Genomic DNA, 25,933 nt, shown 5'->3' with positions numbered 1-25,933 from the left:
AGGGAGCGAATATCATGAAAATATATGTCGATGCAGATGCTTGTCCGGTGACCGATATTATTATCGAAGAAGCCAAAACCTATCAGCTCAATGTAATAGTAGTAAAAAGTTACAGTCATTTTTCAATAAAAGAAACGCCTCAACATGTAACAGTAAAATATGTTGACGACGGGTCTGATGCAGTTGATTATCGAATCGTACAAATGGTGCAGCGTAATGATTTAGTAATCACCCAAGACTACGGACTTGCAGCACTTTGTTTAGAGAAAGGATGCCAAGTGATGCATCACGTTGGCTTCATTTATTCAAAAGAAAAAATCAACCGAATGTTACAAGAACGGCATGTGAATGCTAAAGCCAGAAAAGCTGGTGTACGAACAAAAGGACCGAAAAAATTCACCGACGACCAAAAAAATAGCTTCCGAATGAAATTACGAAAGCTATTGGAAGTACATTAATTTTGTTTTTCTTCTTCGATGATTTCAGCAATTCTGCTAATTTCCCAGCGTTTTGCTGTTTCATCATTGATTTCGTATATTTTACCTGCTCGCAGTAATTCTTTGTTATACGTGGATTGTACGAGCATTTTCACTTTTGCCATTAATCTTCCTCACTTTCTGTTATATAAGCGTTTAACCAACGTAAACAAGCATTTTTCCAGTCCATCGTATTGGGATGATCTTCAGCAAGCCCCAAACCATGTCTGCCATCTTGATAAATATGTAACTCATACGGAATCTGATACCGTTGTAATGATTCCGCATATTTTATACTATTAATTGATAATACCGATTGGTCATTTGCGGTCGACCAGATGAACGCAGGCGGGGTATCTTCATGTACAATTTTCTCACAAGAATATTGATCAATCAATGGCTGGTTTGGATTTTCACCAAGTAAATTCGCTTTACTGCCCTCATGTGTGAACTCTCCCATTGTAATTACTGGATAACAAAGGATTTGAAAATCAGGTCTTGAGGAGTAACCATCTGTCTCAATGTGATGATTACTGACCACAGCAGCTAGGTGCCCACCAGCTGAAAAACCTAACACGCCTACTTGATTATGATCGTTCAAACCCCAATCTTTTCTCTTCCTTTTGATTAATTGGACGGCCTGCTGTGCTTGTTCAATGGTTTCTTGTTCTGATATCGGTGCAACTTGGTATCTTAAAACACAGACATGTATTCCATTTTGATTGAGCCAATTTGCAACTGGCTCTCCTTCATGATATGCACGATGACCGTATCCGCCTCCTGGTATAACTAGTATAATAGGTGCTGTTTGATTATCTGGTATTAAATAAGGTGTAATACTTGGCACGTCTTGATGTAAAAACTGATCTTCCCAATTGACATTTTCCTTTTCCTTTATTTTCAATGAACAAACCACCTTTTATAATTATTTTTTCAAAAATAGGTAAATATCCTATCCCAATTTGTAATTGGTGCATAGGCTACTATCAAGTGATGAAAGTTTACTGAAGGAAGGGGAATGCTTTATGCATCATCAACACTATCAAATGGCACCTCAACAATTTCGCCATCCACAACAGCCACATCCAGACGAAAGATTTTTCGGACCTATAGGACCATTAGGGGCAGGATTGTTAGGTTTTGGGTTAGGTTATTTAGGAAGCGAAATCGCAGGCGGTCATCCAGGACCATACCCATACCCACCATATCCACCTTATTACGATTATCCACCTTATGGACCTCCATTTCCGCCAGGACCATATGGGCCTGGACCGTATTTTGGACCCTTTTAATTTTGGAGTTGTATAAGTGTTTAAATTAGACGGTTAGACACTTATTTCGTTAATATCGTTGGAGTAATAGAATACAATACCATCTTACAACAAAGAGATCAGTTTTTTACTGATCTCTTTGAGTATTTAGTGAGTTAAAATTATATACCCTTTTTAAAGTCACTACGGAAAGTGTACTTCCGAGAATCATATTTAAAACTTCTAGCATTAAAACAAATGCATACTTAAATATCGTTCTCCGGTATCTGGAGCAATACAGACTACTTTTTTACCTGAACCAAGTCTTATTGCTACTTGAATGGCAGCAAAAACCGCTGCTCCTGCAGATGGACCAACGAAAAGTCCTTCTTCTGCTGCTAAACGTTTAAATGTGTTAATCGCATCTTCATCACCAATTTGGATAATTTCATCGTAAATAGAAGTGTTTAAGATAGCTGGAACAAAACCAGGACTTGTACCAACTAGTTTGTGTTTACCTGGTTTACCACCAGATAATACAGGTGAACCTTTTGGCTCCACGACAGCTATATGTAGATCATGAAGTTGTTGTCTTAATGCTTCACCAGTACCTGTAATGGTCCCACCAGTTCCAGCAGTGGCGACAAAGCCATCCAACTCATGTTTCATCTGCTCTAATATTTCAAGAGCTGTTGTTTGACGATGAATATCTGGGTTTGCCTTATTTTCAAATTGTTGCGGCATAAAGCTATTTGGTATATTCTTGACTAATTCTTCTGCTTTTCTAATTGCTCCAGGCATTTTTTCTACACTTGGTGTCAGAACCACCTTTGCACCATAAGCTTTTAAAATATTGATACGTTCCTGTGTCATATTATCCGGCATTACCAAAATTGCATGATAGCCTTTTGCTGCGCAAGTCTGTGCAAGTCCGATACCGGTATTTCCACTTGTGGGCTCAATAATAGTGGAATCTTCTTTCAACAAACCTGCCTTTTCCGCTTCTACAATCATATTAGATGCAGCACGATCCTTCACACTCTTCGAAGGATTAAACATTTCTAACTTCACATAAATATCTGCAGCACCCTCAGGTACGATACGATTTAATTTAACTAAAGGAGTGTTTCCAATCAACTCCGTCATATTCTGATAAACATTCATTCTGCCTACCCCTTCCTGCAACATCTTACTCTATCATAGCAAGGAATCCCCGCTGAACACAACTAGGAAACCTAAATCAGGCTAGGGATACAAGCAAAAAACACTTATATCTTCTCTTTTCATCTGATTCGTAGTAGATATATACTGTGAACCAATGACGTTTTTTCTTGATGTAGCTTTCTTCCATTCTGTTTATAGTTGAGTGCTAACTCGACGCTGCGGAAAAAATACTCGCTTTCCGTGGGGAACACTTCAGCCTCCTCGGAAGCCAAGACCGCTTCCTGCGGGGTCTTTAGACTGTTCCTTTCCCACAGGAGTCTCGCATTTTTCCCGCAGCTTAGATTTGTGTTCTAATTAAATGACAGGAAATCCAATGAATATAGTTCCCTAAGTTCTATTCAACAATAATTAGCACACTAAAATTAGCGTAGGCAGAATACGGAGACTCCTGTGGGACAGCGAGAGCTGAAGATCCACTTTGCGAAGTGGTTTTCTTTGCAAAGTTAGCTGAAGCCGAGCCCACGGAAAGCGCAGTATTCTGCCGAAGCGGTCACATAACACCCTCTACAGAAAGAATGGAAGAAAGCAAATCTAAAACGTATAACTTCGCAGTTTATGGAATTAGTGCAGTATTTTTTTGTTTTTATAGGTCGTCTACTACGATATAGGCAGCGTGGATTGGTCCGTGTACACCGACTACAAGGTTCATTTCGATGTCGGCACTATTGCTAGGTCCGGTAATAAAATTGATACAAGATGCAATATCTACCCCTTTTTCTACTTGCGCATGTATATAGTCAGTGGCCTGAGTCATTCTTCTTACAATCGTGGACTTCGGAATAATTGCAATATAATTGGCCGGTAAAAGACTGACAGAACGTCCTTGCCCTTTATCATTTAATAGAACAACAGTTCCTGATTCTGCTAATGTGATATCACTAAATGTGATCCCCACATCTGCTTTTTCCGCTATCCTTATTGATCCTTCCCTGTCAGTACGATTCCACTTAAAAGCTTTTAAGTCTTTTAAATAATCTTCTATATCCGCATTTTCAAATCTAGAGTCATCTGAATAAACTATTGATTCTGAATCATATTCCTTCATCACATTGCTTATCACTTCGGATAAATCTTGCAATCTCGTTTGATAGAAATCAGTATGAATTTCTTTACACTGTTCTTTCAAAACACTGATTAATTGATCACGGTCATATCCTTCTAATACTTTTTTCTGTGGGGTAACCGTCCATTCAGGTTTTCTAACTGGCTTATCAGCAGCAATACCTCCGATTTTTTCTCGGATATTTGTTAAAAAGGAATCTCGATTGATAATATTACCTTTTGGCATTTTTATCACCTCGCTTCTCACGACTGTTAAACCAATCACGAAAACGTTCATTAGCAGGCTGAGGGAAATCCCTTGCATGTGTCCAATGTTTTAATGGTCCCGGGCCTTTAGTGATCAGCTGATTTTTAGCAAATGGTGTCGTCAAAAAAGGCGCCATTTTCGTTGCTGTCCGATAAAGGTTAGCTGAATTTACAAGCTGTTCAAACCCACGCATCACCACACGCTCTGATAGTGTTGTCTTTTTCTCATCCTCGACAATTTTTCTTCTGTGCATGATCAATTGCTCATGGAGCGGTATTTTTACTGGACAAACCTCTGTACATGCTCCGCATAAGGAGGAGGCATAAGGTAATTCTTTGTATTCATCATAGTCCGATAGTAAAGGAGAAAGCACCGCGCCGATTGGACCTGGATAAATCGATCCATATGCATGCCCACCAACATGACGATAAACTGGACATACATTAATACATGCTGCACAACGAATACAATGTAATGCTTCCTGAAATTCTGTACCCAATATTTTCGATCTCCCGTTATCAACAATAACTAAATGAAACTCTTCGGGGCCATCTGCTTCTTCTAACTGTTTAGGACCAGTTAATGCGGTAATATAACTGGTTAATTTTTGCCCAACGGCAGCTCTCGTTAATAAACTAACAACAATATCCAGCTCTTCCCATCCTGGGACAATTCTCTCCATTCCCATTACGGTAATCTGGGTTTTCGGCAGTGCTGAAACCATGCGAGCATTACCTTCATTGGTGACCAAAGCAAAAGAACCAGATTCTGCAACAGCAAAGTTACAGCCTGTAATACCTAAGTCAGCTGAAAGAAATTCTTCCCGTAATTTTTCACGGGCAAATAACGCCAGTTCTTCTGGTTTTTCTGATTTTAAGTAATCCAATTTTTCATGAAAGACATCACGAATTTGTTCTTTATTTTTATGAAGGGCTGGTGCCACAATATGAGACGGTGGATCATGATCATCAATTTGCAAAATATATTCGCCTAAATCTGTTTCAATTACTTCACAGCCAATATCTTCTAACGCTTCATTCATTGAAATTTCTTCTGTTACCATCGATTTCGATTTGGCTATTTTTTTTGCTTCTTTTTCTTTAGCTACTTTTTGAATATATTCATTTGCCTCTTCACCTGTTTCAGCAAAAAAGACATGCCCGCCTAATTCAGCTACTTTTTCACTTAATTGGTGTAAGTAAAAGTCTAAGTGTTCGATCGTATGACTACGAATTTCTGAACCAAGTGTGCGCCAATCTTCCCAGTCTCCTAATTCGTCAGCTGCTGTGGCACGTTTATCTTGTAATCTCCCTTGGGCAGAACGAACTGCCCCACGCATAAAGTCATCTTCTAATCCTTTTGTTACTCTTTTTTTAAAGTCTTTTTCTCCAATATGCATCGGCATTATACGTCACCTCTGCTATTCAAAATTTCGGCGACATGCTTAACCTCTACCGGACTTCCATTCCTCGACAAACGTCCTCCGATATTCATCAGACAGCTACCATCTGCTCCTAACAAAAGGTTCGCCTGTGTTTCCTCAATATGTTCAACTTTTTCATCGACCATTTGTTCTGAAATGTCACTCATCTTCACTGAAAATGTACCACCAAATCCACAGCAGTCATGACGATTCGGTAAATCAATCATTTGTAACCCTTTCACATTCTCCAATAATCGAAATGGCGCTTCTTTTACACCTAATAGTCGAGTCATATGACAAGATGTATGATAAGTAGCTACACCGTCATAACTTGCTCCCACATCTTCCACATCGAGCACATCGACGATAAATTGTGTTAACTCATATGTTTTTTCTTTCAAAGCGATTGCTCTTTTCTGCCACTCAGAACCTTCTTCGAATAAATGAACATATTCATGAATCATAAAGACACAAGAGCCTGAAATTCCTACGACATATTCTGCATGTTCAAAAGTTTCTACTAAATGTTTCGCCACCTCTAATGTTTCTTTATGATAACCACTGTTATAGGCAGGTTGACCACAACATGTTTGCGCTTTCGGAAAATCGATCTCACAGCCGAGATGTTCCAATAACTCCACTGCAGATTTAGCGGCATTCACATAAAACATATCTCCTAAACATGTAACAAAAAATGATACTTTCATGTTTATTACTCCCCTTTTTGGAACATCGACATTGCTTTTTCTACCATTCTATCATGTTTTCTATTAATAGTAGAATGGATAAACCCCCATAACGAGAGTTTATCCATTTTCTATCACTATCGAGTAAATGCAGCCGCAACGCCACCATCTACTGTTACCATACAACCTGTTGTTTTTGCTGCTTTGGTTGATGCAAGGAATGCAATAGATTCAGCAATATCCTCTGGTAATATATTCACATTTAAGATCGTACGTTTACGATAATGTTCTTCTAAATCATCTGTACCGATACCGTAGGAAGACGCACGTTCTTTTTTCCAAGAAGAATCCCAAATCTTAGATCCTCGGATAACGGCATCTGGTAATACGGAGTTAACTCGGATACCTAACGCACCACCATCTGCGGCAATTGTACGAGCTAAGTGTACTTCTGCCGCTTTTGCTGTACTATATGCTGCAGCATTTTTACCAGCGTAGATCGAATTTTTCGAACCGATAAATACCATGTTTCCTCCTATTTCTTGGTCTTTCATTAGTTTGAATATCTCACGAGCAACCAAGAAATAACCTGTTACAAGTACATTGATATTTAAATTCCATTGCTCCATTGTCGTTTCTTCAAATGGACTCGAGCTAGCAAGGCCAGCATTATTCACTAAAATATCGATACCACCATATTTTCTTACGGAAGCTTGAATCGCTGCTTGTACTTCCTCTTCTTTTGTTACGTCCATTTTTACTGCAAATGCACGATTTGTCCCGTACTTTTCGTTGACTTCATTCGCAAGGTTTTCCGCACCTTCCAAGTTAATATCAGCAATGACAACATGTGCACCTTCATCAAGAAGACGGTAGGTTGTTGCGGTACCAATACCTCCTGCACCACCTGTCACAAACGCTACTTGTCGGGAAAACTCTGATTCTGGCGGAGCTAAACTTAACTTGTAAAGCTCTAACGGCCAATATTCCACACCATAAGATTCTGCTTCATCTAACGATACAAAGTTTCCTAATACAGTAGAACCTGACATTACAGCAATTGCACGATGGTAAAGTTGTTCACTAATGTTTGCCGCTGTCCAGCTTTTACCGGTATTCACCATGCCTAATCCCGGAATTAGAATAATTCGAGGAGCAGTTTCTACCAGTTCGTCACCTTCATTTTTATTTCTTTCAAAGTATGCAACATAATCTTCTTTGTAAGCTGCAAGACCTTCTTTGATTTTTGATTTTAAATCTTCTACATCTCCTGATTGCGGATCCCAATCAATAAACAGCGGTACGCGTTTCGTATGGACAAGGTGATCTGGGCAAGCAGCACCTACTTGTGATAATTCTTTTGCATCATTACTATTTACAAACTCTAACACATTATCATTATCATTATATGTTGTTAACATCTTTTTGTCTTGACTCACTTGGCCTCTGATAATTGGCATTACTTCAGCAAAAAGGTTTTGTCTTTCGTCTTCTGATAAGGATTGATATTTAGCTCCACCAAATAACGTGTGATTTTCCAATTTATTATTAATAAAGCCCTCCGCTTCATTAATAATATCAATCGTTTTGTTGTAACTTTCCCTGGATGTTTCACCCCATGTTACAAGACCATGTTTTTCCATAATCACTAACTCTGCATTAGGGTTATTTCTTACTCCTTCAGCAATCATTTTGGAAAGCTTGAAACCTGGTCGAATATATGGCACCCACACAAAACGATCTCCATATATTTCTTCTGCGATTTCTTTACCATTATCTGCACATGCAATACTAATAATAGCATCTGGGTGAGTGTGATCAACTTGTTTAAATGGTAGAAAAGCATGTAATAATGTTTCGATAGATGAACGCGGATGCTTTGCATCAATCATACAGTGTGCTAAGTATGTTACCATTTCTTCATCAGACATATCATCACGTTCTAGAAGTGGACGGATATCATCCAATTTGAGTCCGGTAAAATTATGTGCTTTCATCGTAGCTAAGTCAGAACCACTACCTTTTACCCACATTACTTCAATATCGTCCCCTTTAAAATCCTTCTCCATCGTTTTAGATGATGTGTTTCCTCCACCAATGTTTACGACGGCACGATCTGAGCCTAATAGATTGGAACGATAAACTAGTGATTCTAAACCATCACCTTGAGCAACTTGACTTTGATCCCAATTGTTTTGTACCACTGGATCTCCTCCTCATAATTTTTGTTTTGTTTTATTTGTTTGGTTCTGTTTTGATTATACTACAAAACAAAAATAAATCAACATAAACAAAGATGAATTCTTAAACTAACTATCTCGTTTTGATAATACCTTTTTCTCGTAATCTTTTACTTCCTCTAACCATTTTTCTTGAGCTGGTACACCCATTTGTTCACAATAATAATCCCAAATAGCACCGAATGGATACGTTTTGAATTCTTCAAATAATGCTAATCGATCTGTGAAATTACCTTCCTCTTGTAATTGTTTTAAATGATCATTTGGTAAAAGTAGTGCATATAACAATGATTTAATCATATTTCTTGTACCAATAGTCCAGGCCGCCACTCGATTAATACTGGCATCAAAAAAGTCCAGTCCAATCATAACTTTGTCTAGTGCATCGTTACGAACGATTTCCAGCCCGATTTCACGTAATTCATCATCTAATACAATGACATGGTCACTATCCCAACGAACTGGTCGTGAGACGTGAAGGGCTAACCTGTCACTAAATAAAAGCATGGCAGAAATTTTATTAGAAACCACTTCTGTTGGGTGGTAGTGACCACTGTCTAATAAGCAAAGCTTGTTGTTTTTAAGGGCATATCCCATGTAAAATTCGTGTGAACCAACCACATAGGCTTCAGAGCCGATACCAAACAACTTACTTTCAACTGCATCAATGTTTAACGACTCATCAACATCTGCTGCAAATATTTCATCTAATGAGTCTTTTAGGCGCTTACGTGGTGTTAGTCGATCACTAGGAATATCCTTATAACCATCTGGAATCCAAATGTTCGTTAATGCTGGCTGCCCTAATTCTTTCCCAAAATATTCGCCGATTTTACGTGACTTGATACAATGCTCGATCCAAAAATCACGAACTTCTTTATCAGGGTGAGCCAATGTTAATCCATCCGCTGCTTTAGGATGAGAAAACAAGGTTGGGTTAAAATCCAGACATAAGTCATTTTCTTTTGCCCACTGTACCCAATTTTCAAAATGTTTTGGTTCTAATTCATTACGATCAACTATTTTTCCATCTGTTTCAGCATATATTGCATGTAAGTTAATTTTATGTTTTCCTGGGATCAGTGATAGCGCTTTTTCTAAGTCATTTCTCAATTCTTCCGGTGTTGTTGCTTTACCAGGATAATCACCCGTAACATCAATTCCACCTGACAATTCTTGTTGATCTATTTCAAATCCACCAATATCATCTCCTTGCCAGCAATGAATTGAAATAGGTACATTTTTTAACCTTTCAAAAGCTTCTTCTACCGATATTCCCCACTTTTCATACTGCTTTTTCGCTACTTGAAAATTATCTTTTACACCCATGCCTCTTCACCTCTTAGCCTTAAATTTTTGAATATCAAACGTTTGATTAATAATTTGCTTCGACTGTTCAATTGTATCGATTTGGCCAGTGGCCATCATTTGTGCCATAAGATTTCCAATCGCTGTAGCTTCACCTGGTCCTGTATAGATCGTTTTCTTACTAACTGCCGCTAGTTTTTCATTCATATAATGGTTCTTACTGCCACCACCAATGATATGAATCGAGTTATACGTTTTCCCTGTTAACTCTTCAATCTCTTTTGCTGTTTTATGATAGCTTTCTACTAAGCTATCATAAATGCACTTTGCAAATTCACCAGCTGTTTCCGGGACTTGTTGATTAGTCTCTTGGCAATAATTTTTAATCGCCTTTTTCATACTTATTGGACTTAAAAAACGTTGATCGTTCACATCTACTATGGATGTGAATGATGATTCCTGATAAGCGAGTTCTACAAACTCAGCAAAACTATGTTGATCGTTCCATTCACGCTTTACTTCCTGAATCATCCAAAGTCCCATGATATTTTTCAAGAAGCGGATATTATCATTAGCACCACCTTCATTGGTGAAGTTATAATCAAATGCTTGTTGTGTACTAATTGGTTCATGATGCTCGACTCCCATTAATGACCAGGTACCCGAACTAATGTAAATCGTATCCTGAGCCGGTACTGCCATTACGGCTGATGCTGTATCATGGGTTCCTGGTAAGACAACTTCTAGATCAAAGCCAAGCTCATTTTGTAAGTCCATTGTTAGTGATCCAATTGATTGCAAAGGATGACTAGGTTCTGAAAATATATGTTCAGGTATGTTTAATTTTCTTAGGAAATCTTGATGCCATTTTTGATTCGTGGCTTTTAACAATTGAGTAGTCGTAGCATTGGTATATTCATTCGTTATTTTTCCAGTAAGTAAATAATGTAGATAGTCAGGAATCATCAAAAAGTATTGCGCTTTTTCTAACGTTTCCGGATTTTCTTTTTGTAAGGCAAACAGCTGGTAAATTGTGTTAAATGGTTGAAATTGTATTCCTGTTTCCTGATAAATGTCTTTTTGATCGATAAGTTGAAAAACTTCCTCCATTACCCCATCTGTCCTGTGGTCACGATAGGCAACTGCGTCAGTCATTCTATTTTTGTCTTGATCTAGTAATACAAAATCTACTGCCCATGTGTCAATGCCAATGGTTAAAGGTTTATAATGTTTTTCAACGCTCTTTTTTAAACCAGTTTTAATTTCGTGAAAAAGTCCGTCAATATCCCAACATAAGTGCCCATTCTTCTCTTCCATCTTATTTTCAAAACGATGGATTTCATCTAATATTAGATTGTTATTTTGAAGATAGCCTGCAATCACACGTCCACTGGAAGCACCAATATCTACGGATAAATTACATTTTTGCAAGCGAATCACCTCTTCCTTGTAAGCGATTTATAATTTAATCATAAAGGAATTATTAAGAATAATATATATCGAAAATTACATATTTATTGTCCTTTTTTGCAAAAAAGAAAAGATTAATCCACGATAACAAACCTTATGAGTTAGACATTGTCATGCATCTAATCCATAAGGTTCTCTCCCAATTCATCTTCATCATTTTAATGAATATTCTTGTCTACGAACTTTCCATAATCAGGGACGGCAATTTGGTCAAATTCTTTTACTAATTTTTCTAAGCCATTTGTTAAAATCTCACCAGTCATCGGAAATCCATGCCCGGTTACAGCGATGTTAGGATTTATTTTTTTTAACTTTTCCACTGATCTCTTCGCAGCCTTCCAATCAGTGGTCAAATATCGTGGTGGTCCACTAACTTCCTGTTGTTGTGTAAGGACTTTATAAAGATTTTCCTGTTTAACTGTCACAAATGCATCTCCTACCAGTAAAGTTCGGTCTTCTTCTCTAAAAAGAGAGACATGTCCCGGGGTATGCCCTGGAGTATGGATCCATTCGAATCCATTCATATGTGGAATAGTTCCGTCAGTTGGTAGCATTTCAATATGTTCACCTAAATCAATGGGTTCATTAGGAAACATTGGTGACATTTTTGCTATCATCCCGCCCTCAACAGTAGCATCAGGTTCCGGATAGGCTCTTTCCCCTGTTAAGAAAGGTAATTCTTGTTCATGGGCAAATACAGGGACATCCCAATGCTTTACTAAGTCCACAATAGCTCCCACATGGTCAAAGTGCCCATGAGTCAGAATGATTGCTTTCGGACTAATATTTGTTCCGAAACGTTCTTCTGTAACCGAAATAATTTCATTGGCTGAATCTGGCATCCCTGCATCCACTAAAACAAAGTCATTCGATTCTGGATTTCCAACCAACATAATATTGACAATTTGAATCGTGTGACAAAGTACATCAGGTAATACTTGAGTACTTACCCCACTTCCTATTGATGTTGCAGGTATGTGATGATAGTCACTTCCGTAATTCATTTCTTGATCCATAGTTTTATCCTCCTGAAATAATAATTGATTTCATTTTATTGTTCCATTGATTCGTAATCCTATTTACATATACCTTGGAAAATCATATAGTTGATAACAAATTAGGCATAACACGTCCGAACTGTTCTAATTGTTATATTCGAATTTGATAACTACTGTGAACTAATGAAAACACTAAACTTGCCGGAGCATATCCTATCACTCATCAATATTCAGAATAGAAAAAAGCAAATCCATATGATGGTTATTTCTCAGTATATATTTTTTGTGCATCTAATAAAAAATGCAGTTAATCTTCTTTGATTAACTGCATTTTATAAGCTTTAGGTGTCATCCCATATTTCTTTTTAAAAAGTCGATAAAAATAACTAATATTCTCATAACCCACTTCTTCGGCTATAGATTGCATCGGTAAATCACTATATATTAATAAGTTCTTTGCCACCAGCAGTCTTTTTTCTTGAACCAAATCTTTAAAATTCTGATTGGTTAATGACTTGATTTGTTTGCTTACCCAGTAAACCGTTTGATTAAAACGGTTAGCTAATGATTGCAAATTAGCTTCCTGATAGTGTTCTTCTATGTAACGAAAAACCTCTGTTAAAAAGGTATGCTGTTCGGATTTAACGGTGCTTCTATTTGTTTGATTTCGTTGATCGATAAGTTCAATGATAAGTAATCCCATTAAAAATTTTATTTTCGAATTAGATAAGATTGATTCTTCCATCATTTCTTTCAATAATTGCTGCATAATGTCTTGAATACGATCGGAATTGGAAACCGGATAATATAAATATTCTCCTTTTTGGGAATAATCGAAAATACTGTTCATTAGAAAGTTGAGCATTTGACTTTGGATAAACCCAGTGGATAGATTGGACAGAATATAATCAAAAAAGGCTGGGTGAATGATGAAGTTGATCACAATATCATTTTCTTCACATGCAGCTAGCTCATGTTCGATATATTGGTTTAATAACAGGATATCACCCTGCTTTAAGGTGATAGACTGATCGGCAACTTTTTGACGAAACTTGCCATGGAAGACATAATTCATTTCTATATAATCATGGGAGTGCCGTGGAAAATCGATATATCTAGGATGTTTACGTATCATAATAAGATCGTCTTTTAGAAACTTCTCACTTTGGATAACGAAATCAGAAGTGAGATCTGTGTATATTTTTTTGTTGACTGCTTGATTCCCCTCTAATATCGCACGCTCTTCCTCTGTTTCATTCATTAATTCCTGATATAAGAAAGTATCCAAATGATTCTGCCCCCTTTAACAAAAAGTGGGACATTTTCACTGTCCCTACCGATACTATTATAATTGATGTAAGAAAAAGGAAGCGGATTGTTCGCTTCCTTTTGTCAAATCAATAGGTGAAATAATTGTTCGTCTTTGTTAATTTCGATGTAGGTGAAGCCTTTTCTCTCCATCCGAGAGATGATTTGGTGATAGTCATCAGCTTGCTGCAGCTCGATTCCGACCAGGACCGGTCCCTTGTCACGGTTATTTTTCTTTGTATATTCAAAGCGGGTGATGTCATCGTTCTTCCCTAAGACCTCATCCATAAATTCACGTAATGCACCTGCACGTTGTGGGAAATTCACAATGAAATAATGCTTATATCCTTCGTAAATTAAGGAACGTTCTTTAAATTCCTGCATACGATCGATATCATTATTTCCACCACTTACGATACAAACAACATTTTTTCCTTTAATTTCATCGCGATAGTAGTCAAGTGCAGATACAGGTAATGCTCCTGCGGGTTCTGCTACGATCGCGTTTTCGTTATACAAATCTAATAAAGTCGTACATAACTTACCTTCAGGTACCACTGCGATATCATCGATAAATTCTTTGGCAATATCAAACGAAATATCTCCAACTCGTTTTACACTGGCGCCATCAACAAATTTATCGATCTTATCTAATTTAACCACTTCATCTTTTGCTAGCGCTGCTTTCATGGAAGCTGCACCTTCTGGTTCAACGCCGATGATTTTCGTATCTGGACTAATACTGTTTATGTAAGACCCAACACCAGAGATTAATCCGCCACCACCAACTGCCATAAAGACATGTGATATCGGCTCTTCCACACAATCCAGAATTTCTAAACCAATTGTACCTTGACCAGTGATGGTTCTCGTATCATTAAAAGGATGGATAAATGATGCTTTATGTTCATTACAATATTCCATTGCATTTTCAAAAGAATCATCGAAAGTATCCCCAATTAATCGGATTTCGACAAACGGACCACCGAAAAATTCAACACGATTAACTTTTTGGCGGGGTGTTGTACTAGGCATAAAAATCACACCTTTTACACCTAATGCTTTACAAGAATAAGCAACACCTTGCGCATGATTCCCAGCGCTAGCACAAACCACGCCATTTGCTAATTCTTCTTTCGTTAAACCTTGCATCAAATTGTATGCTCCACGAATCTTAAATGAGCGGACAACTTGTAAATCTTCTCTTTTGAGATAGACATTACATTGATATTTATCAGATAATATGGTATCACGCTGCAATGGTGTTTTCACGACTACATCTTTTAAGACTTGATTTGCAATAATGATATCTCTAACTTGAATTGGATTGACTTTTGTACTCATTATACGAACCCTTCCTACTTCATTGTTAGATTTATACTAACATAAAGAAGCGGAATAGAAAATATTTTTACTCGTTAAATTTACCCTTTTTAGAAGTTGTTCAACTTTTCGAACACGCACTTTTAATAGACTAAAATGGCTACATCTGTATTTTGGACGGTGATTGCTTCTGATACTTGCTTACCTTGTATACAATCTTGATAAATAACGCCATCCTCTAAGGAAACTGTTACTGGATCAGTATTATGATTAAGAATGAACAAATATGTCTTATTGTTGGCTACACGTTCCACAATTTCCACGTTTTTTGGCGCTTTTAGTGGGGCACTGATATCTAATTGTTGCAAGAGTCCATTCATTAACTGATCCAAATAATCTTCTGTCGGATTTGTACCAATGTAAATCGAATTACCTTGACCATATCGATGAATAGTTACTGCTGGATAACCTTGATACCAATTTTCCTTAAACGTTGCAATTGATTGAGCACCTTCCAATTTAATAATATCCGCCCAAGTACTGACGGTAGACTTCTCTCCGTTCGCTACTATCGTATTTACTTCGTCATCTGTCATTGGAGCAAATTCTTCCACAGTTAAACCTAAAAGTGACCGTAGCGGTGCCGGGTAACCTCCTATATGAATATGATCTTGCGCATCAGCAATACCGCTGAAAAAACTCACCACTAATGTTCCACCGTTATTAACGAAGTGTTCGAGATTCTTTTCCTCGCCATCGCGAACCATATATAACATTGGTGCTACTACTAATTGATAATTCGTTAGATTACCATTTGGCTCTACAAAATCAACGGCAATGTTATTTTCATAGAACACACGATAGTATTGGTAGACTTGGTCTAAGTATGATAATTTGTTATGTGGTTTTCCTTCATGCTCTACTGCCCACCAATTTTCCCAATCAAAAACGATCGCAACTTTTGCAGTACCTCGTGCTCCTGCTAATCCATCCAATTGTTTTAATTCATTTCCTAATTGTTTTACTTCCTGATAGACCCGACTATTAGGATCGTTCGAGTGCGGAACCATAGCACCATGGAACTTCTCTGCCCCTGCTTTCCCCTGACGCCATTGGAAATACATCACACCATCTCCACCACGAGCAACAGTAGAGTAACTCCACAATCTCATTTCACCGGGTTTTTTCGTCAAGTTAATATCACGCCAATTGACATGTGACGTTACTTGCTCCATTAAATAAAAGGGCTGTCCATTTTTTAAACTACGCATTAAATCATGGTGCATCGCATGTCGATAAGGAGTGCCTTCTCTTGGATCTGGATAGGAATCCCATGTCACAAGATCCATGTCTTTGGCCCACTCAAAATAATTAAGTGGCTTAAATTCATACATAAAATTAGTAAACACCGGTACATCTGGGGTGATGTCACGTAAAACCTCTTTCTCTATTTTATACAAATCAAAAATCGCATCATTCATAAAGCGTTTATAATCTAACTTTTGACTAGGATTAAAAAAAGTAGGCAAATTAACCGGAAATTGAATCTCATCCCAGTCATTATAACGCTGACTCCAGAAATTCGTTCCCCATTTTTGATTCAAGTTCTCAATCGTTTCATAACGATTCTTTAACCATTCACGAAATGTAAACAAACTTTCATCACTGTAACACTCTGCCAAGTGACAGCCATACTCATTGTTTATATGCCACATTTTTAATGCAGGATGATCTTTATATCTGTTGGCCATTTCCGTCACTAATTGTTTCACAGCATATCGAAAACGCTTACTATTAGGTGAATAATGTTGACGAGAACCGATTTGATAAGGTACTCCATTTTCTTGTACGGCCAACACTTCGGGATATTCCTTTGACAGCCAGGCTGGTGGAGATGCTGTCGCTGTCGCTAAAGAAACACCTACTCCGTGTTCATGTAAAATCTCCAGTACTCTATCTAACCAACCGAAATCAAACTTACCTTCTTCTCGTTCTAGCACAGACCAACTGAATATCGCTACAGAAACAAGGTTTACCCCTGCTTCCTGCATTAACTTAGCATCTTCTAACCAAACACTTTCATCCCACTGTTCCGGATTGTAATCACCACCGAAAGCAATATGTGGCATCACTTCATCTATACGTTTAACCATTCTCTACACTCCCTACTTCTGCTAACTATGTATCAACCAATACGTACATATTATAAGAAAACGTTGTCATTATCAACTATTAATGATTGTTAATCCTGCAACCGCCAAAACAAATAAATGATTTTTTCATAAACTATTGACATCATATGAAAAAAATCGGTGAATAAAGTAGAAAAAGAAGATAAAAAGTTAAATAGTGGTTGGATACAAGGGGTAGGAACCGTATTGTCTGCTTTAGGGAATCACCTCAGATTACCCTTTCATCTGATATCAAAGCTGATCTTAAGCTGATTGGCAATGTAATGCAAGCAACAGGAAACGCGGTACAAGTTGAACGAGTTACTTAAAGGAATTAAATAGATTTAGGCAACAAAATTCAATCGATCAGAAATATAACAGAGGTCGCTTCATTACGATTGCCAGTAACTAATGAAGCAAACAGTTGTTAAATATTCAATGGGATCTACTGCAGGCACTAGGAGGCAGCATGAATTTTGCTGAAGAATGGCAAAAAGAGCTTACAATTGAAGGGGTGCATAATGGATATAATGGATTTAGTAATCTATTAATCGGAAACAGTTTGCAAGCTCTCCTTTTATTGTCATGATTTCCCCTCTTCAAAAAGATCAAGTTTGTTTCCGTATAAATCTTCAAAACCAACGCCTTTACCTCCTGGCACTTCCGAAGGCTCACCATGAAATTTTACACCTCTTGATTTTAAATTTTGATAGGTGTTATTAATATCATCCACTTTAAACATAAGAAAAACCTGTTCTGCTGCTTGTCTGCCAACAAGTTGTTTTTCCTCAGTGGTTACAGCTTCTAGCAATTCTATAACAACCTCATTGTTTGATTGTGGTGCAACCGTCAGATAACTCCAATCTTCAGTGAATTGTTCTTCATCCCGAATAATAAAACCTAATTTTTCTGTATAAAATGCTTTTGCTTCTTCTTTGTCTTTTACAAAAAGAATAATTTGACTTGTACTACCAATCACAGAAAACACCCTTTCTCATTCTAGGATACTTCAATTAATTTATATCACAGAATGATCAAGTCCATTTCTTATTTATTGCTAACTTAGTCTAATTCAATAACTCCGTAATGAAATAAAGAGCTCTTTCTTTTAAATTGTGTAAAGCCAAATCGACTAAAACGTTCACTTTTCCAATGATCCTTCAGCACCACACGTCTTCTGGCAACTCGTTTGGCTTCTACCAAAGCATCAACTGTAAGTGTGTCTTCAAGAGAATGTGCTCTAATAGGGTTTAAGCCATCCGAAGTGTCAATTGCTTGATGAAACATTGGGTCAAAATATACGACATCATAAGCATTTGTCTGTTGCTGTTGCAAAAATTCTAGGTGTTGAATATGTTTGAGCTTAATTCTTCTCATTGCTGCATTAAGTATTTCATTCGTACTAGTAAAATTCTTCAAACCTTCTTTAACAATTATATATACAGCTTTACTTCCTTCTAATCCCGTTACGAAACCATTAGAACCCACCGCCAAACTAGCAATCATACTATCTGAAGCAAGTCCAACTGTGCAATCTAATACAGACATCCCTTCTTCTAACTTTGCTGTTGTGACAAATGGATCTTCTTCCATACAAAGTAGTCGTTTTGCTCGAACCATTGCAAGATTAGGGTGAAAAAAGAGCTTAGTTTTCTCGTTTAAAGGAGAAATAAATAATCGATCTTGACCTACAACAATGACATCTTCTTGATGATAATCCTTTAATTTTTGAATTGAATTTCCATTACGTTCCATATAAGGGATTTGATAATTTGTAGATAATCGTTGTGCGTATTGAATAAGTTGAAGTGTTGCGCGACCTGCTGTAGTTATGATCATAAGATTCTTCCTGTTCTATTTGGAGTATATTTTTATTATACTATAACTATTTCATCAGGAGGTGCAAGAAAGCAGAACACTCTCTGAAATCTTCCCTAATAAGATCCGTGGACAAGCAGTAGCAATTGCCGTTGCTGCACATTAGGCAGCAAATTACTTTATCTCCTCTACTTATCCAGCGATGATGGAGTTTAGTGGCGGATTAACCTATGGGTTCTATGGTTTAATGAGTTTAATTTCTGCCATTTTCGTATGGAAATTCGTTCCTGAAACGAAAGGGCGTACATTGGAAGAATTGGAGAAAGTATTATTTAAAAAGTAATACCATATTTTTTAACACATGCTAGATTTTATTGAATGGACCTTACCAAAGGCTCGTTGAGTAATAGGTACGGTCCATTTATTAAAAGGAAAAGTTGTGAACTCCCTTATTACACTATAGCGATATGTATCTCTATTTCACCGCTAGGAAGGTATTTTTCAAAATCAACTGTATAAGCACGCTCAAGTTCACCTGATTCCTCTAATCCCCATATCTTTTGCCATGTTTTTAAAATCCCTTCTTCGTCGGACGAAGTTACCTTGAAAATGTTATAGTTTGCTTGATCCGATATCATCATACTTCCTTTATCAACATTTTCTATTCCTACGCCAATAGAATAATCGCCTTTGAAGTCACTTTCATAATCATAATAAATTCCATATACGGTATCGTTTTTTCCTTCTAAACTGCGATAAGCTTCCTTCCACATATTTTGGATCTTCTCCATCATCTGTTCATCATTGAAATTATTAGTTCGAATACTAGTAAGCAAATTAATTCTCAAACCTTTTCACCCACCCTTAAAATAGTGTTTATTATAATAACGTAAAAAACAGTAGATACGTTTCGAAAATTTGCCTCGTAATTAACCTAGTAAGAAAATCTCTATTTTTTTAACGGATCCTAAACGTATAAAAAAAAGAGGTGTCAGTCATTTTTAATGTCTGACACCTCTTTAGATTCTCTTAAAATGCATTTTGTAAGTTTGGAACAACTTGTTTCTTACGTGATACAACACCTTTTAATGTGGCTGTTTTGTTTTCAAGAGTTACTTCAAACGCTTCAGCTACTTTTTCTTCAGCCTCACCTACCGAAAGTACCACAGAATCATTATTCAAGATGTCTGTGATTACGAAAACGAATAGTTTTAAATCTTTGTCTGCTACTGTTTTTTCTATAGCTGGTTCTATTTTGTCACGTAGCGCTAATACATCATTCACTTCTACCGTGTTGACTTGTGCAATTTCCACTTTGTTTCCATTCATATCGAATTCTTTTGCATCCATAGAAATTAGTTCTTCTGCAGTTTTGTCACTTAGATCAGCACCAGCTTTTAGCATTTCAAGGCCATATGTATCAGCGTCTACATCAGCAGCTTCAGCTAATTCTTTCGCTGCAGCAACATCTTGATCTGTACATGTTGGTGATTTGAATAAAAGGGAGTCTGAAATAATTGCAGAAAGCATTAATCCTGCTGTTTCCTTTTTTATTTCAACTCCGTGTTCTTTGTATAATTTATTAAGTATGGTAGCAGTACAACCAACTGGTTCTGCACGGTAGTATAGTGGGTCTTTAGTTTCAAAGTTTGCAATACGGTGATGATCTATTACTTCTAATACTTGTACGCGATCGATGTCATCCGCACTTTGTTGACGTTCATTATGATCCACTAAAATAACCTGGTCAACTTCATCTGATACATTTTCAACCATTCGTGGTGCAGATTGATTGAAATGATCCAGCGCATATTGTGTTTCATTGTTCACTTCACCTAAACGGACTGCTTCTACATCTTCTCCTAGTGCTTGTTTAAGCTCCGCATATGCAATTGCTGAACAGATTGTGTCTGTATCCGGATTTTTGTGTCCAAATATTAATGTATTTGCCATGATTCATACTCCTTTTTTTACCAAATGTTTATTTCCAACTCTATTATACAGGAATTGTGATGAAAGAAAAATAGTTTACTTAATTTGACCATTACCATGTAACAAATATTTCGTCGATGTTAATGCTTCTAAGCCCATAGGTCCTCGTGCATGTAACTTCTGTGTACTAATACCAATTTCTGCACCAAATCCAAACTCAAATCCATCGGTAAATCTGGTTGATGCATTATGATAAACAGCTGCTGCGTCTACCTCATTCATAAAGCTTACAACATGCTCATCATTTTCAGAGATAATGGATTCTGAATGATTGGTTCCATATTTATTAATATGGTCAATCGCTTCCTGCACAGAATCTACTACCTTGATTGCGACGATATGATCTAAATATTCTGTTTCATAGTCTTCTGCAGTTACCTTAATGATATTGTTGCCTTTTGAAACTGTGATGCTATCACCATGTATTTCTACATCTGCAACTTGCAATGCCTGAATTAATTCAGTTAAATGGTTATCTGCCCATTTTTGCTCCACTAATATGGTTTCGATTGCATTACATACAGAAGGACGTTGTGTTTTCGCATTGATTGCTACGTCGATAGCCATGTCTTTGTTTGCTGTTTCATCGATAAACAAATGACAATTACCTGCCCCAGTCTCTAATACTGGTACTGATGCATTGGCCACAACCGTATCAATTAATTTTTTGCCTCCACGAGGAATTAATACATCTAAATATTCATTCAATTTAAACATTTGTGATGCAGTCTCACGACTTGTATCCTCAATAAGCTGTACGGCATCATCTGGTAAATCGGATTGTCTTAATGCATCATGAATGACTTTTACTAATGCTGTGTTGGAATGGATAGCTGAAGAGCTCCCTCTAAGTAACACAGCATTGCCTGTTTTAAGACAAAGGCTTGCAGCATCAATCGTTACATTTGGTCTTGCTTCGTAAATCATTCCAACAACACCAATTGGTACTCGTGCCTTTTGGATTTTCAAACCATTTGGTCGTGTCCACTCTTCCATAATCTCACCAATTGGATCCTTTAAATCGATTAGCTGGATTAATGCATCTGCCATATCATTAATCCGTTGTTCGTTTAAGATCAAACGATCAATTAATGACTCATGTAAGCCATTTTTACGGCCATTTACTATATCACGGTTATTTTCCGCGATGATATAATCCTTTTGTTTTCTTAATTCACCAGATAATAATTTTAAAGCCTGATTTTTTTGTTGGGTTGATCTAGTTGCTAAAGTAGTTGTTGTAGCGCTGACTAGCTTTGCTTTTTGGATTAAATCATTCATAATTATAAGCCTCCTCTATTGATAATACGAGTCGATCACGATGAATTACTTCGGGTCGATTACTTGCGGATTGTTTCATCGCAATTTGACTTGATTCCCCTTTTGATTTGATTAAGTCTTCAGAAGAATAGTTCACTTGCCCTTTAGCTATAACATTATCTCCAAAGATAATATCGACGACAGCCCCTACCGGAAAATCCCCGTCTACCCATTTAATTCCGGCAGGCAATAAACTTTTTCCTTGATAAAGTATTGCTTCACTAGCCCCTTTATCAACATATAGTTTCCCAGATACGTTGGAATGAAAAGCAATCCATTGTTTCTGTTTTCGGTAACTAGTGGTTAAGTCTTCGCCAATATAGGTACCATCACCTTGATTTTGCATAATACGGATTAATTTACCCTCACCTTCGCCAGTCCCGACAAACACTTTGACACCAAGTGAAAGTGCAGTTTTTGCTGCTAAAAGCTTAGATTTCATTCCTCCAGTGCCAAATTTGGATCCAGATTCATGCTTCGTTTGTTGCAAAATCTCTGCCGATATTTTTTTGAGCCGATGGTATTTTTTAGCTGTTGGATCGTTTTTGGGATTTTTGTCATATAGTCCATTAATGTCTGTTAACATTACTAAAAAGTCAGCATGAACAAGGCCACTTACCAATGCCGATAACATGTCATTATCACCAAATGTCAATTCATCTATTGCTACCGTATCATTTTCATTAATAATCGGAATTACATCACGTTTTAATAATTCCGTTAATGTGGAATACACATTACTGTACTGCATCTCATTAGTGAATACATCTTTGGTTAGCAAAAGCTGAGCGGTCACCATATTATATTTTCTAAATTCATCGGTATAGGCTTGAACCAGTAAGCCTTGGCCAACGGCTGCTGCTGCTTGTTTTCCTGCGATAGTGACAGGTTTTGTTGGATATCCTAAATCAAAGAATCCAGCAGATACGGCCCCAGATGAAATCAAAATCACTTCATAGTTCGCTCGTTTAAGTGCTGCAATTGCTGTTGTATGTTCTTTTAGTTTAATGAGATCAAGGCCGCCATTTCTGTTCGTTAGTGAACTGCTCCCGATCTTCACTACAATACGCTGCTTCGCCATAAATTTCACGCCTTCATTTACTAAAGTGTTAGTGAAAAGAAGTAGAGTGTATAAGTGAATTATCACACTACGCTAACACTTTAAGATATAGTTTATCTCTGGGATTAAAAAAAGCTCTTTCATCCTTATTATCGTAAAGGACGAAAAGAGCTATTTCCGCGGTACCACCTTTGGTTGAACATACATATTGTATGTTCCCCTTAACTCTTTAACGCAGAGTAACGATTAAGTTTATTCTTAACAGTTCATAGAGTAGGTTCATTAGTATAGTGGGTGATGGAATTTTTCAGCCTGTGAATTCCACTCTCTGGTCACCATATCACTAACTACTGGCTCTAATCAGCACATTTAAATATTCTAATGCTATTATAGGAAATAGTTACACAAATCTCAAGTATTAATATTTCACTTTTACAATCCAATTAAATGGATCTTTTTCCGTACCATATTGAATACCTGTCAAAGTATCATATAATCGCTTAGCAATTTTTCCTGTTTTTCCATTATTGATTTCCATTTTCTTCCCTTCCCAAGCAAGCTCACCTACTGGTGAAATAACAGCAGCAGTGCCAGAACCAAACGCTTCTTCCAATTCACCTTTTTGATGATGTTCATGAAGCTCTTCCATTGTGATGCGACGCTCAACTACTGGAATGTCCCAATGTTTCAACAATTCGATAACAGAATTTCTCGTAACCCCCTCTAAGATACTACCATTAAGTTCCGGCGTTACGATTTCTCCATTTATCTTGAAGAAAACGTTCATACTACCAACTTCTTCGATATACTTCTTCTCAACACCATCCAACCATAATACTTGTGCATATCCTTCATCGGCTACTTGTTCTTGTGCCTTCAAGCTGGATGCATAGTTACCAGCTGTTTTCGCCTCACCTGTACCACCTTTTACCGCACGAACATATTGATTTTCCACTGCAATTTTAACAGGGTTAATACCTTCTTCGTAATAAGCACCAACAGGCGATAATATTACCATAAATTGGTATGTAGCAGATGGTGAAACACCTAAATACGGCTCAGTTGAAATAACGAACGGTCTTATGTAAAGAGATGTTCCTGGTGCGCCTGGCACCCATTCTTGATCAATATGAACTAAATGTTTAATTGCATCAATAGCAAATTCCTCATCAATACTCGGGATACACATTCTATCATTTGAACGATTAAGGCGCTCCATATTCTTATCTGGACGGAATAACTGAATTTTATCCCTTTTTGTACGGTATGCTTTCAAGCCTTCAAATACCGTTTGACCATAATGGAATACAATAGCAGCCGGATCCAGTTCAATTGGTTGATATGGTACGATACGCGGGTTATGCCAGCCTCGTTCTCTATTATAGTCTTGAATGAACATGTGGTCGGTAAAATATTTACCGAAAGATAGTTCATCTGATTTTGGTTTTTCTTTTGGATTTTCGTTCTTAATATAAGTGATTGTATACTCTGACATAAAAAAGACTCCCTTATTTGAATGAATTCTGTAATGTTTCGGTAAAATAACCTATAAACTTTATTTTATTACTAAACGACTAGTTATGACAACCATTAATTTTGAAAATTTTCAAACAATTAAAGGAGCATTATCATGGGTTATGAACTTTCAGAACGATTTGAAGCAGCTTTTAACCAGATACATGATACATTGTGTGATTATGCGAATGAGCATAATAATCATGCATCTTTTACCGAAGTGTTGACAAAAGCGCGGGTTCAGCATCAGGTGATTGATCAGTATTTTGATTTACTAAAACAGTCCAGTAAATTGCGAAATGCAATGGTACATCGTAAAATTAAGGAAGACTTCTATATCGCAGAACCTCATCAAGATGTAGTTCAAGAAATGGAGCAATTGGCAAGTCTGTTGGCTGAACCTCCAACTGCTTTGTCTATTGCTTCAAAACCTGTGGAGTTTTTTTATTTAGATTCATCAATAAGTAAATTAATAAACTGTATGCAAGAAAAAGAATACTCACAATATCCGATTTATCAAGAAGATAAATTAATTGGATTATTGACAGATGGTGATATCGCGAACTGGTTTGCTGCTAATATTGATAAATTATCAATTGAAATGGGTCAGCCCATTGGCGAAGTATTTCAAATTGTGAAAAAAGACGATACTAAAATTGTTGGGAAAGATGCCACCGTAATGGATATTGAAGCTATCTTTAAAGAATACTTAGAGAAAAATCAAAAAATAGAAGCAATCCTTATTACGGAAAACGGTACAGCAGCAGAGCTACCAATAGGAATCATTTCCTCCTGGGATCTAATCCGATTGAAAACATACAACTTTCCACTACTTAAACACACATAATGCAAGTAAACTATTTCACGCAGTTTTTCATAAAGAGTGTTGGAATACCGCTCCGGCAGAATACTGCGCTTTCCTTGGGCGGTGGTTTTTAGCTAACTTGTAAAAAAACCACTTTACCAAGTGGATCTTCATCGTGACAGTTCCACAGAATTCTGCTTATTGTAAGAATAGAACTTAGGGAACTATATTCATTGG

The 25,933-nt window shown here is 37.1% G+C and carries 23 protein-coding genes, 1 pseudogene and 1 other annotated feature; of the genes and pseudogenes, 4 read left to right on the top strand and 20 right to left on the bottom strand.

Features of this window, described 5'->3' with window-relative positions; genetic code table 11:
* Positions 1-14 precede the first annotated feature (14 nt).
* On the top strand, positions 15-458 hold the full coding sequence (locus GI584_RS11910; RefSeq protein ID WP_153791367.1) for a YaiI/YqxD family protein: 444 nt from the start codon (positions 15-17) through the stop codon (positions 456-458).
* Here the strand turns inward: GI584_RS11910 and GI584_RS23845 are convergent.
* Together GI584_RS23845 and GI584_RS11905 are read right to left on the bottom strand one after the other, a co-directional pair.
* Positions 455-601 carry a hypothetical protein gene (locus tag GI584_RS23845; RefSeq protein WP_194841976.1) on the bottom strand — a complete coding sequence of 49 codons (147 nt, stop codon included), beginning with the start codon at positions 599-601 and terminating at the stop codon, positions 455-457. The genes GI584_RS11910 and GI584_RS23845 overlap by 4 nt on opposite strands.
* A complete protein-coding gene (locus tag GI584_RS11905) occupies positions 601-1,380 on the bottom strand; it encodes an alpha/beta hydrolase (protein WP_153791366.1) in 780 nt (259 codons plus the stop codon). The genes GI584_RS23845 and GI584_RS11905 overlap by 1 nt, the downstream gene beginning before the upstream one ends.
* A 121-nt stretch (positions 1,381-1,501) precedes the next feature.
* On the opposite strand from GI584_RS11905, the gene GI584_RS11900 reads away from it, so the two are divergent.
* Positions 1,502-1,768, top strand: coding sequence for a hypothetical protein (locus tag GI584_RS11900; protein ID WP_153791365.1), 267 nt, complete (start codon positions 1,502-1,504; stop codon positions 1,766-1,768).
* A 207-nt stretch (positions 1,769-1,975) separates the two neighbouring features.
* Here the strand turns inward: GI584_RS11900 and cysK are convergent, their stop codons facing one another.
* From cysK to GI584_RS11835, 13 genes are all read right to left on the bottom strand, one after another.
* Complete coding sequence (gene cysK, locus GI584_RS11895; protein ID WP_153791364.1) at positions 1,976-2,890, bottom strand: cysteine synthase A; 915 nt, start codon at positions 2,888-2,890, stop codon at positions 1,976-1,978.
* 643 nt (positions 2,891-3,533) lie between these two features.
* Positions 3,534-4,238 (bottom strand): LutC/YkgG family protein, encoded by a 705-nt coding sequence (locus tag GI584_RS11890; protein ID WP_153791363.1) that lies wholly within the window; start codon positions 4,236-4,238, stop codon positions 3,534-3,536.
* Positions 4,225-5,664: a LutB/LldF family L-lactate oxidation iron-sulfur protein gene (locus GI584_RS11885; RefSeq protein ID WP_100360467.1), complete on the bottom strand. Its 1,440-nt coding sequence runs from the start codon at positions 5,662-5,664 to the stop codon at positions 4,225-4,227. Before GI584_RS11885 ends, GI584_RS11890 begins: the two co-directional genes overlap by 14 nt.
* The gene (locus GI584_RS11880; protein ID WP_100360468.1) at positions 5,664-6,389 is read right to left on the bottom strand and encodes a (Fe-S)-binding protein; all 726 of its coding nucleotides are present in this window, start codon (positions 6,387-6,389) and stop codon (positions 5,664-5,666) included. The genes GI584_RS11885 and GI584_RS11880 overlap by 1 nt, the downstream gene beginning before the upstream one ends.
* A gap of 116 nt (positions 6,390-6,505) precedes the next feature.
* Positions 6,506-8,572, bottom strand: coding sequence for a bifunctional aldolase/short-chain dehydrogenase (locus GI584_RS11875; RefSeq protein WP_153791362.1), 2,067 nt, complete (start codon positions 8,570-8,572; stop codon positions 6,506-6,508).
* Between the two features lie 105 nt (positions 8,573-8,677).
* Positions 8,678-9,937, bottom strand: a complete 1,260-nt coding sequence (gene rhaA / locus GI584_RS11870) for an L-rhamnose isomerase (RefSeq protein WP_153791361.1) — start codon at positions 9,935-9,937, stop codon at positions 8,678-8,680.
* 6 nt (positions 9,938-9,943) lie between these two features.
* The gene (gene rhaB / locus GI584_RS11865) at positions 9,944-11,347 is read right to left on the bottom strand and encodes a rhamnulokinase (protein WP_100360471.1); all 1,404 of its coding nucleotides are present in this window, start codon (positions 11,345-11,347) and stop codon (positions 9,944-9,946) included.
* 197 nt (positions 11,348-11,544) lie between these two features.
* Positions 11,545-12,402: an MBL fold metallo-hydrolase gene (locus GI584_RS11860; RefSeq protein WP_153791360.1), complete on the bottom strand. Its 858-nt coding sequence runs from the start codon at positions 12,400-12,402 to the stop codon at positions 11,545-11,547.
* Positions 12,403-12,691: 289 nt separating this feature from the next.
* Positions 12,692-13,672, bottom strand: coding sequence for an AraC family transcriptional regulator (locus GI584_RS11855; protein ID WP_153791359.1), 981 nt, complete (start codon positions 13,670-13,672; stop codon positions 12,692-12,694).
* Positions 13,673-13,776: 104 nt separating this feature from the next.
* Entirely contained in the window at positions 13,777-15,036 is a 1,260-nt protein-coding gene (ilvA, locus tag GI584_RS11850) for a threonine ammonia-lyase IlvA (protein ID WP_100360474.1), read from the bottom strand.
* Positions 15,037-15,158: 122 nt separating this feature from the next.
* Entirely contained in the window at positions 15,159-17,168 is a 2,010-nt protein-coding gene (locus GI584_RS11845; protein WP_153791358.1) for a beta-galactosidase, read from the bottom strand.
* A 601-nt stretch (positions 17,169-17,769) separates the two neighbouring features.
* Complete coding sequence (locus GI584_RS11840) at positions 17,770-18,165, bottom strand: VOC family protein (protein ID WP_153791357.1); 396 nt, start codon at positions 18,163-18,165, stop codon at positions 17,770-17,772.
* Positions 18,166-18,248: 83 nt separating this feature from the next.
* The gene (locus GI584_RS11835) at positions 18,249-19,025 is read right to left on the bottom strand and encodes a class I SAM-dependent methyltransferase (protein WP_153791356.1); all 777 of its coding nucleotides are present in this window, start codon (positions 19,023-19,025) and stop codon (positions 18,249-18,251) included.
* A 79-nt stretch (positions 19,026-19,104) separates the two neighbouring features.
* Here GI584_RS11835 and GI584_RS11830 point away from each other — a divergent pair.
* Positions 19,105-19,347: pseudogene (locus tag GI584_RS11830) on the top strand (MFS transporter); the annotation flags it as partial.
* 109 nt (positions 19,348-19,456) lie between these two features.
* Here GI584_RS11830 and GI584_RS11825 read toward each other — a convergent pair.
* The 5 genes from GI584_RS11825 to GI584_RS11805 all read right to left on the bottom strand — a co-directional run bounded on the left by GI584_RS11825 (position 19,457) and on the right by GI584_RS11805 (position 24,871).
* Complete coding sequence (locus GI584_RS11825) at positions 19,457-19,852, bottom strand: GyrI-like domain-containing protein (protein WP_100360478.1); 396 nt, start codon at positions 19,850-19,852, stop codon at positions 19,457-19,459.
* 181 nt (positions 19,853-20,033) lie between these two features.
* Positions 20,034-20,957 carry a manganese-dependent inorganic pyrophosphatase gene (locus tag GI584_RS11820; RefSeq protein WP_153791355.1) on the bottom strand — a complete coding sequence of 308 codons (924 nt, stop codon included), beginning with the start codon at positions 20,955-20,957 and terminating at the stop codon, positions 20,034-20,036.
* Between the two features lie 75 nt (positions 20,958-21,032).
* On the bottom strand, positions 21,033-22,277 hold the full coding sequence (locus GI584_RS11815; protein ID WP_153791354.1) for a glutamate-5-semialdehyde dehydrogenase: 1,245 nt from the start codon (positions 22,275-22,277) through the stop codon (positions 21,033-21,035).
* Positions 22,270-23,397: a glutamate 5-kinase gene (gene proB / locus GI584_RS11810; protein WP_100360481.1), complete on the bottom strand. Its 1,128-nt coding sequence runs from the start codon at positions 23,395-23,397 to the stop codon at positions 22,270-22,272. Before proB ends, GI584_RS11815 begins: the two co-directional genes overlap by 8 nt.
* Before the next feature lie 133 nt (positions 23,398-23,530).
* Positions 23,531-23,749: a binding site (T-box leader), on the bottom strand.
* Positions 23,750-23,794: 45 nt separating this feature from the next.
* The gene (locus tag GI584_RS11805; RefSeq protein ID WP_153791353.1) at positions 23,795-24,871 is read right to left on the bottom strand and encodes a branched-chain amino acid aminotransferase; all 1,077 of its coding nucleotides are present in this window, start codon (positions 24,869-24,871) and stop codon (positions 23,795-23,797) included.
* 135 nt (positions 24,872-25,006) lie between these two features.
* Between GI584_RS11805 and GI584_RS11800 the strand changes: the two genes are divergently transcribed.
* Positions 25,007-25,738, top strand: a complete 732-nt coding sequence (locus tag GI584_RS11800; protein ID WP_100360483.1) for a CBS domain-containing protein — start codon at positions 25,007-25,009, stop codon at positions 25,736-25,738.
* Positions 25,739-25,933: the final 195 nt, after the last annotated feature.

The organism is Gracilibacillus salitolerans (genome assembly GCF_009650095.1).
In the GTDB taxonomy this organism is placed as follows: Bacteria; Bacillota; Bacilli; order Bacillales; family Amphibacillaceae; genus Gracilibacillus; species Gracilibacillus salitolerans.
The sequence above is the reverse complement of the archived record's forward strand: the minus strand, read 5'-3'. Positions and strand labels throughout refer to the sequence as shown.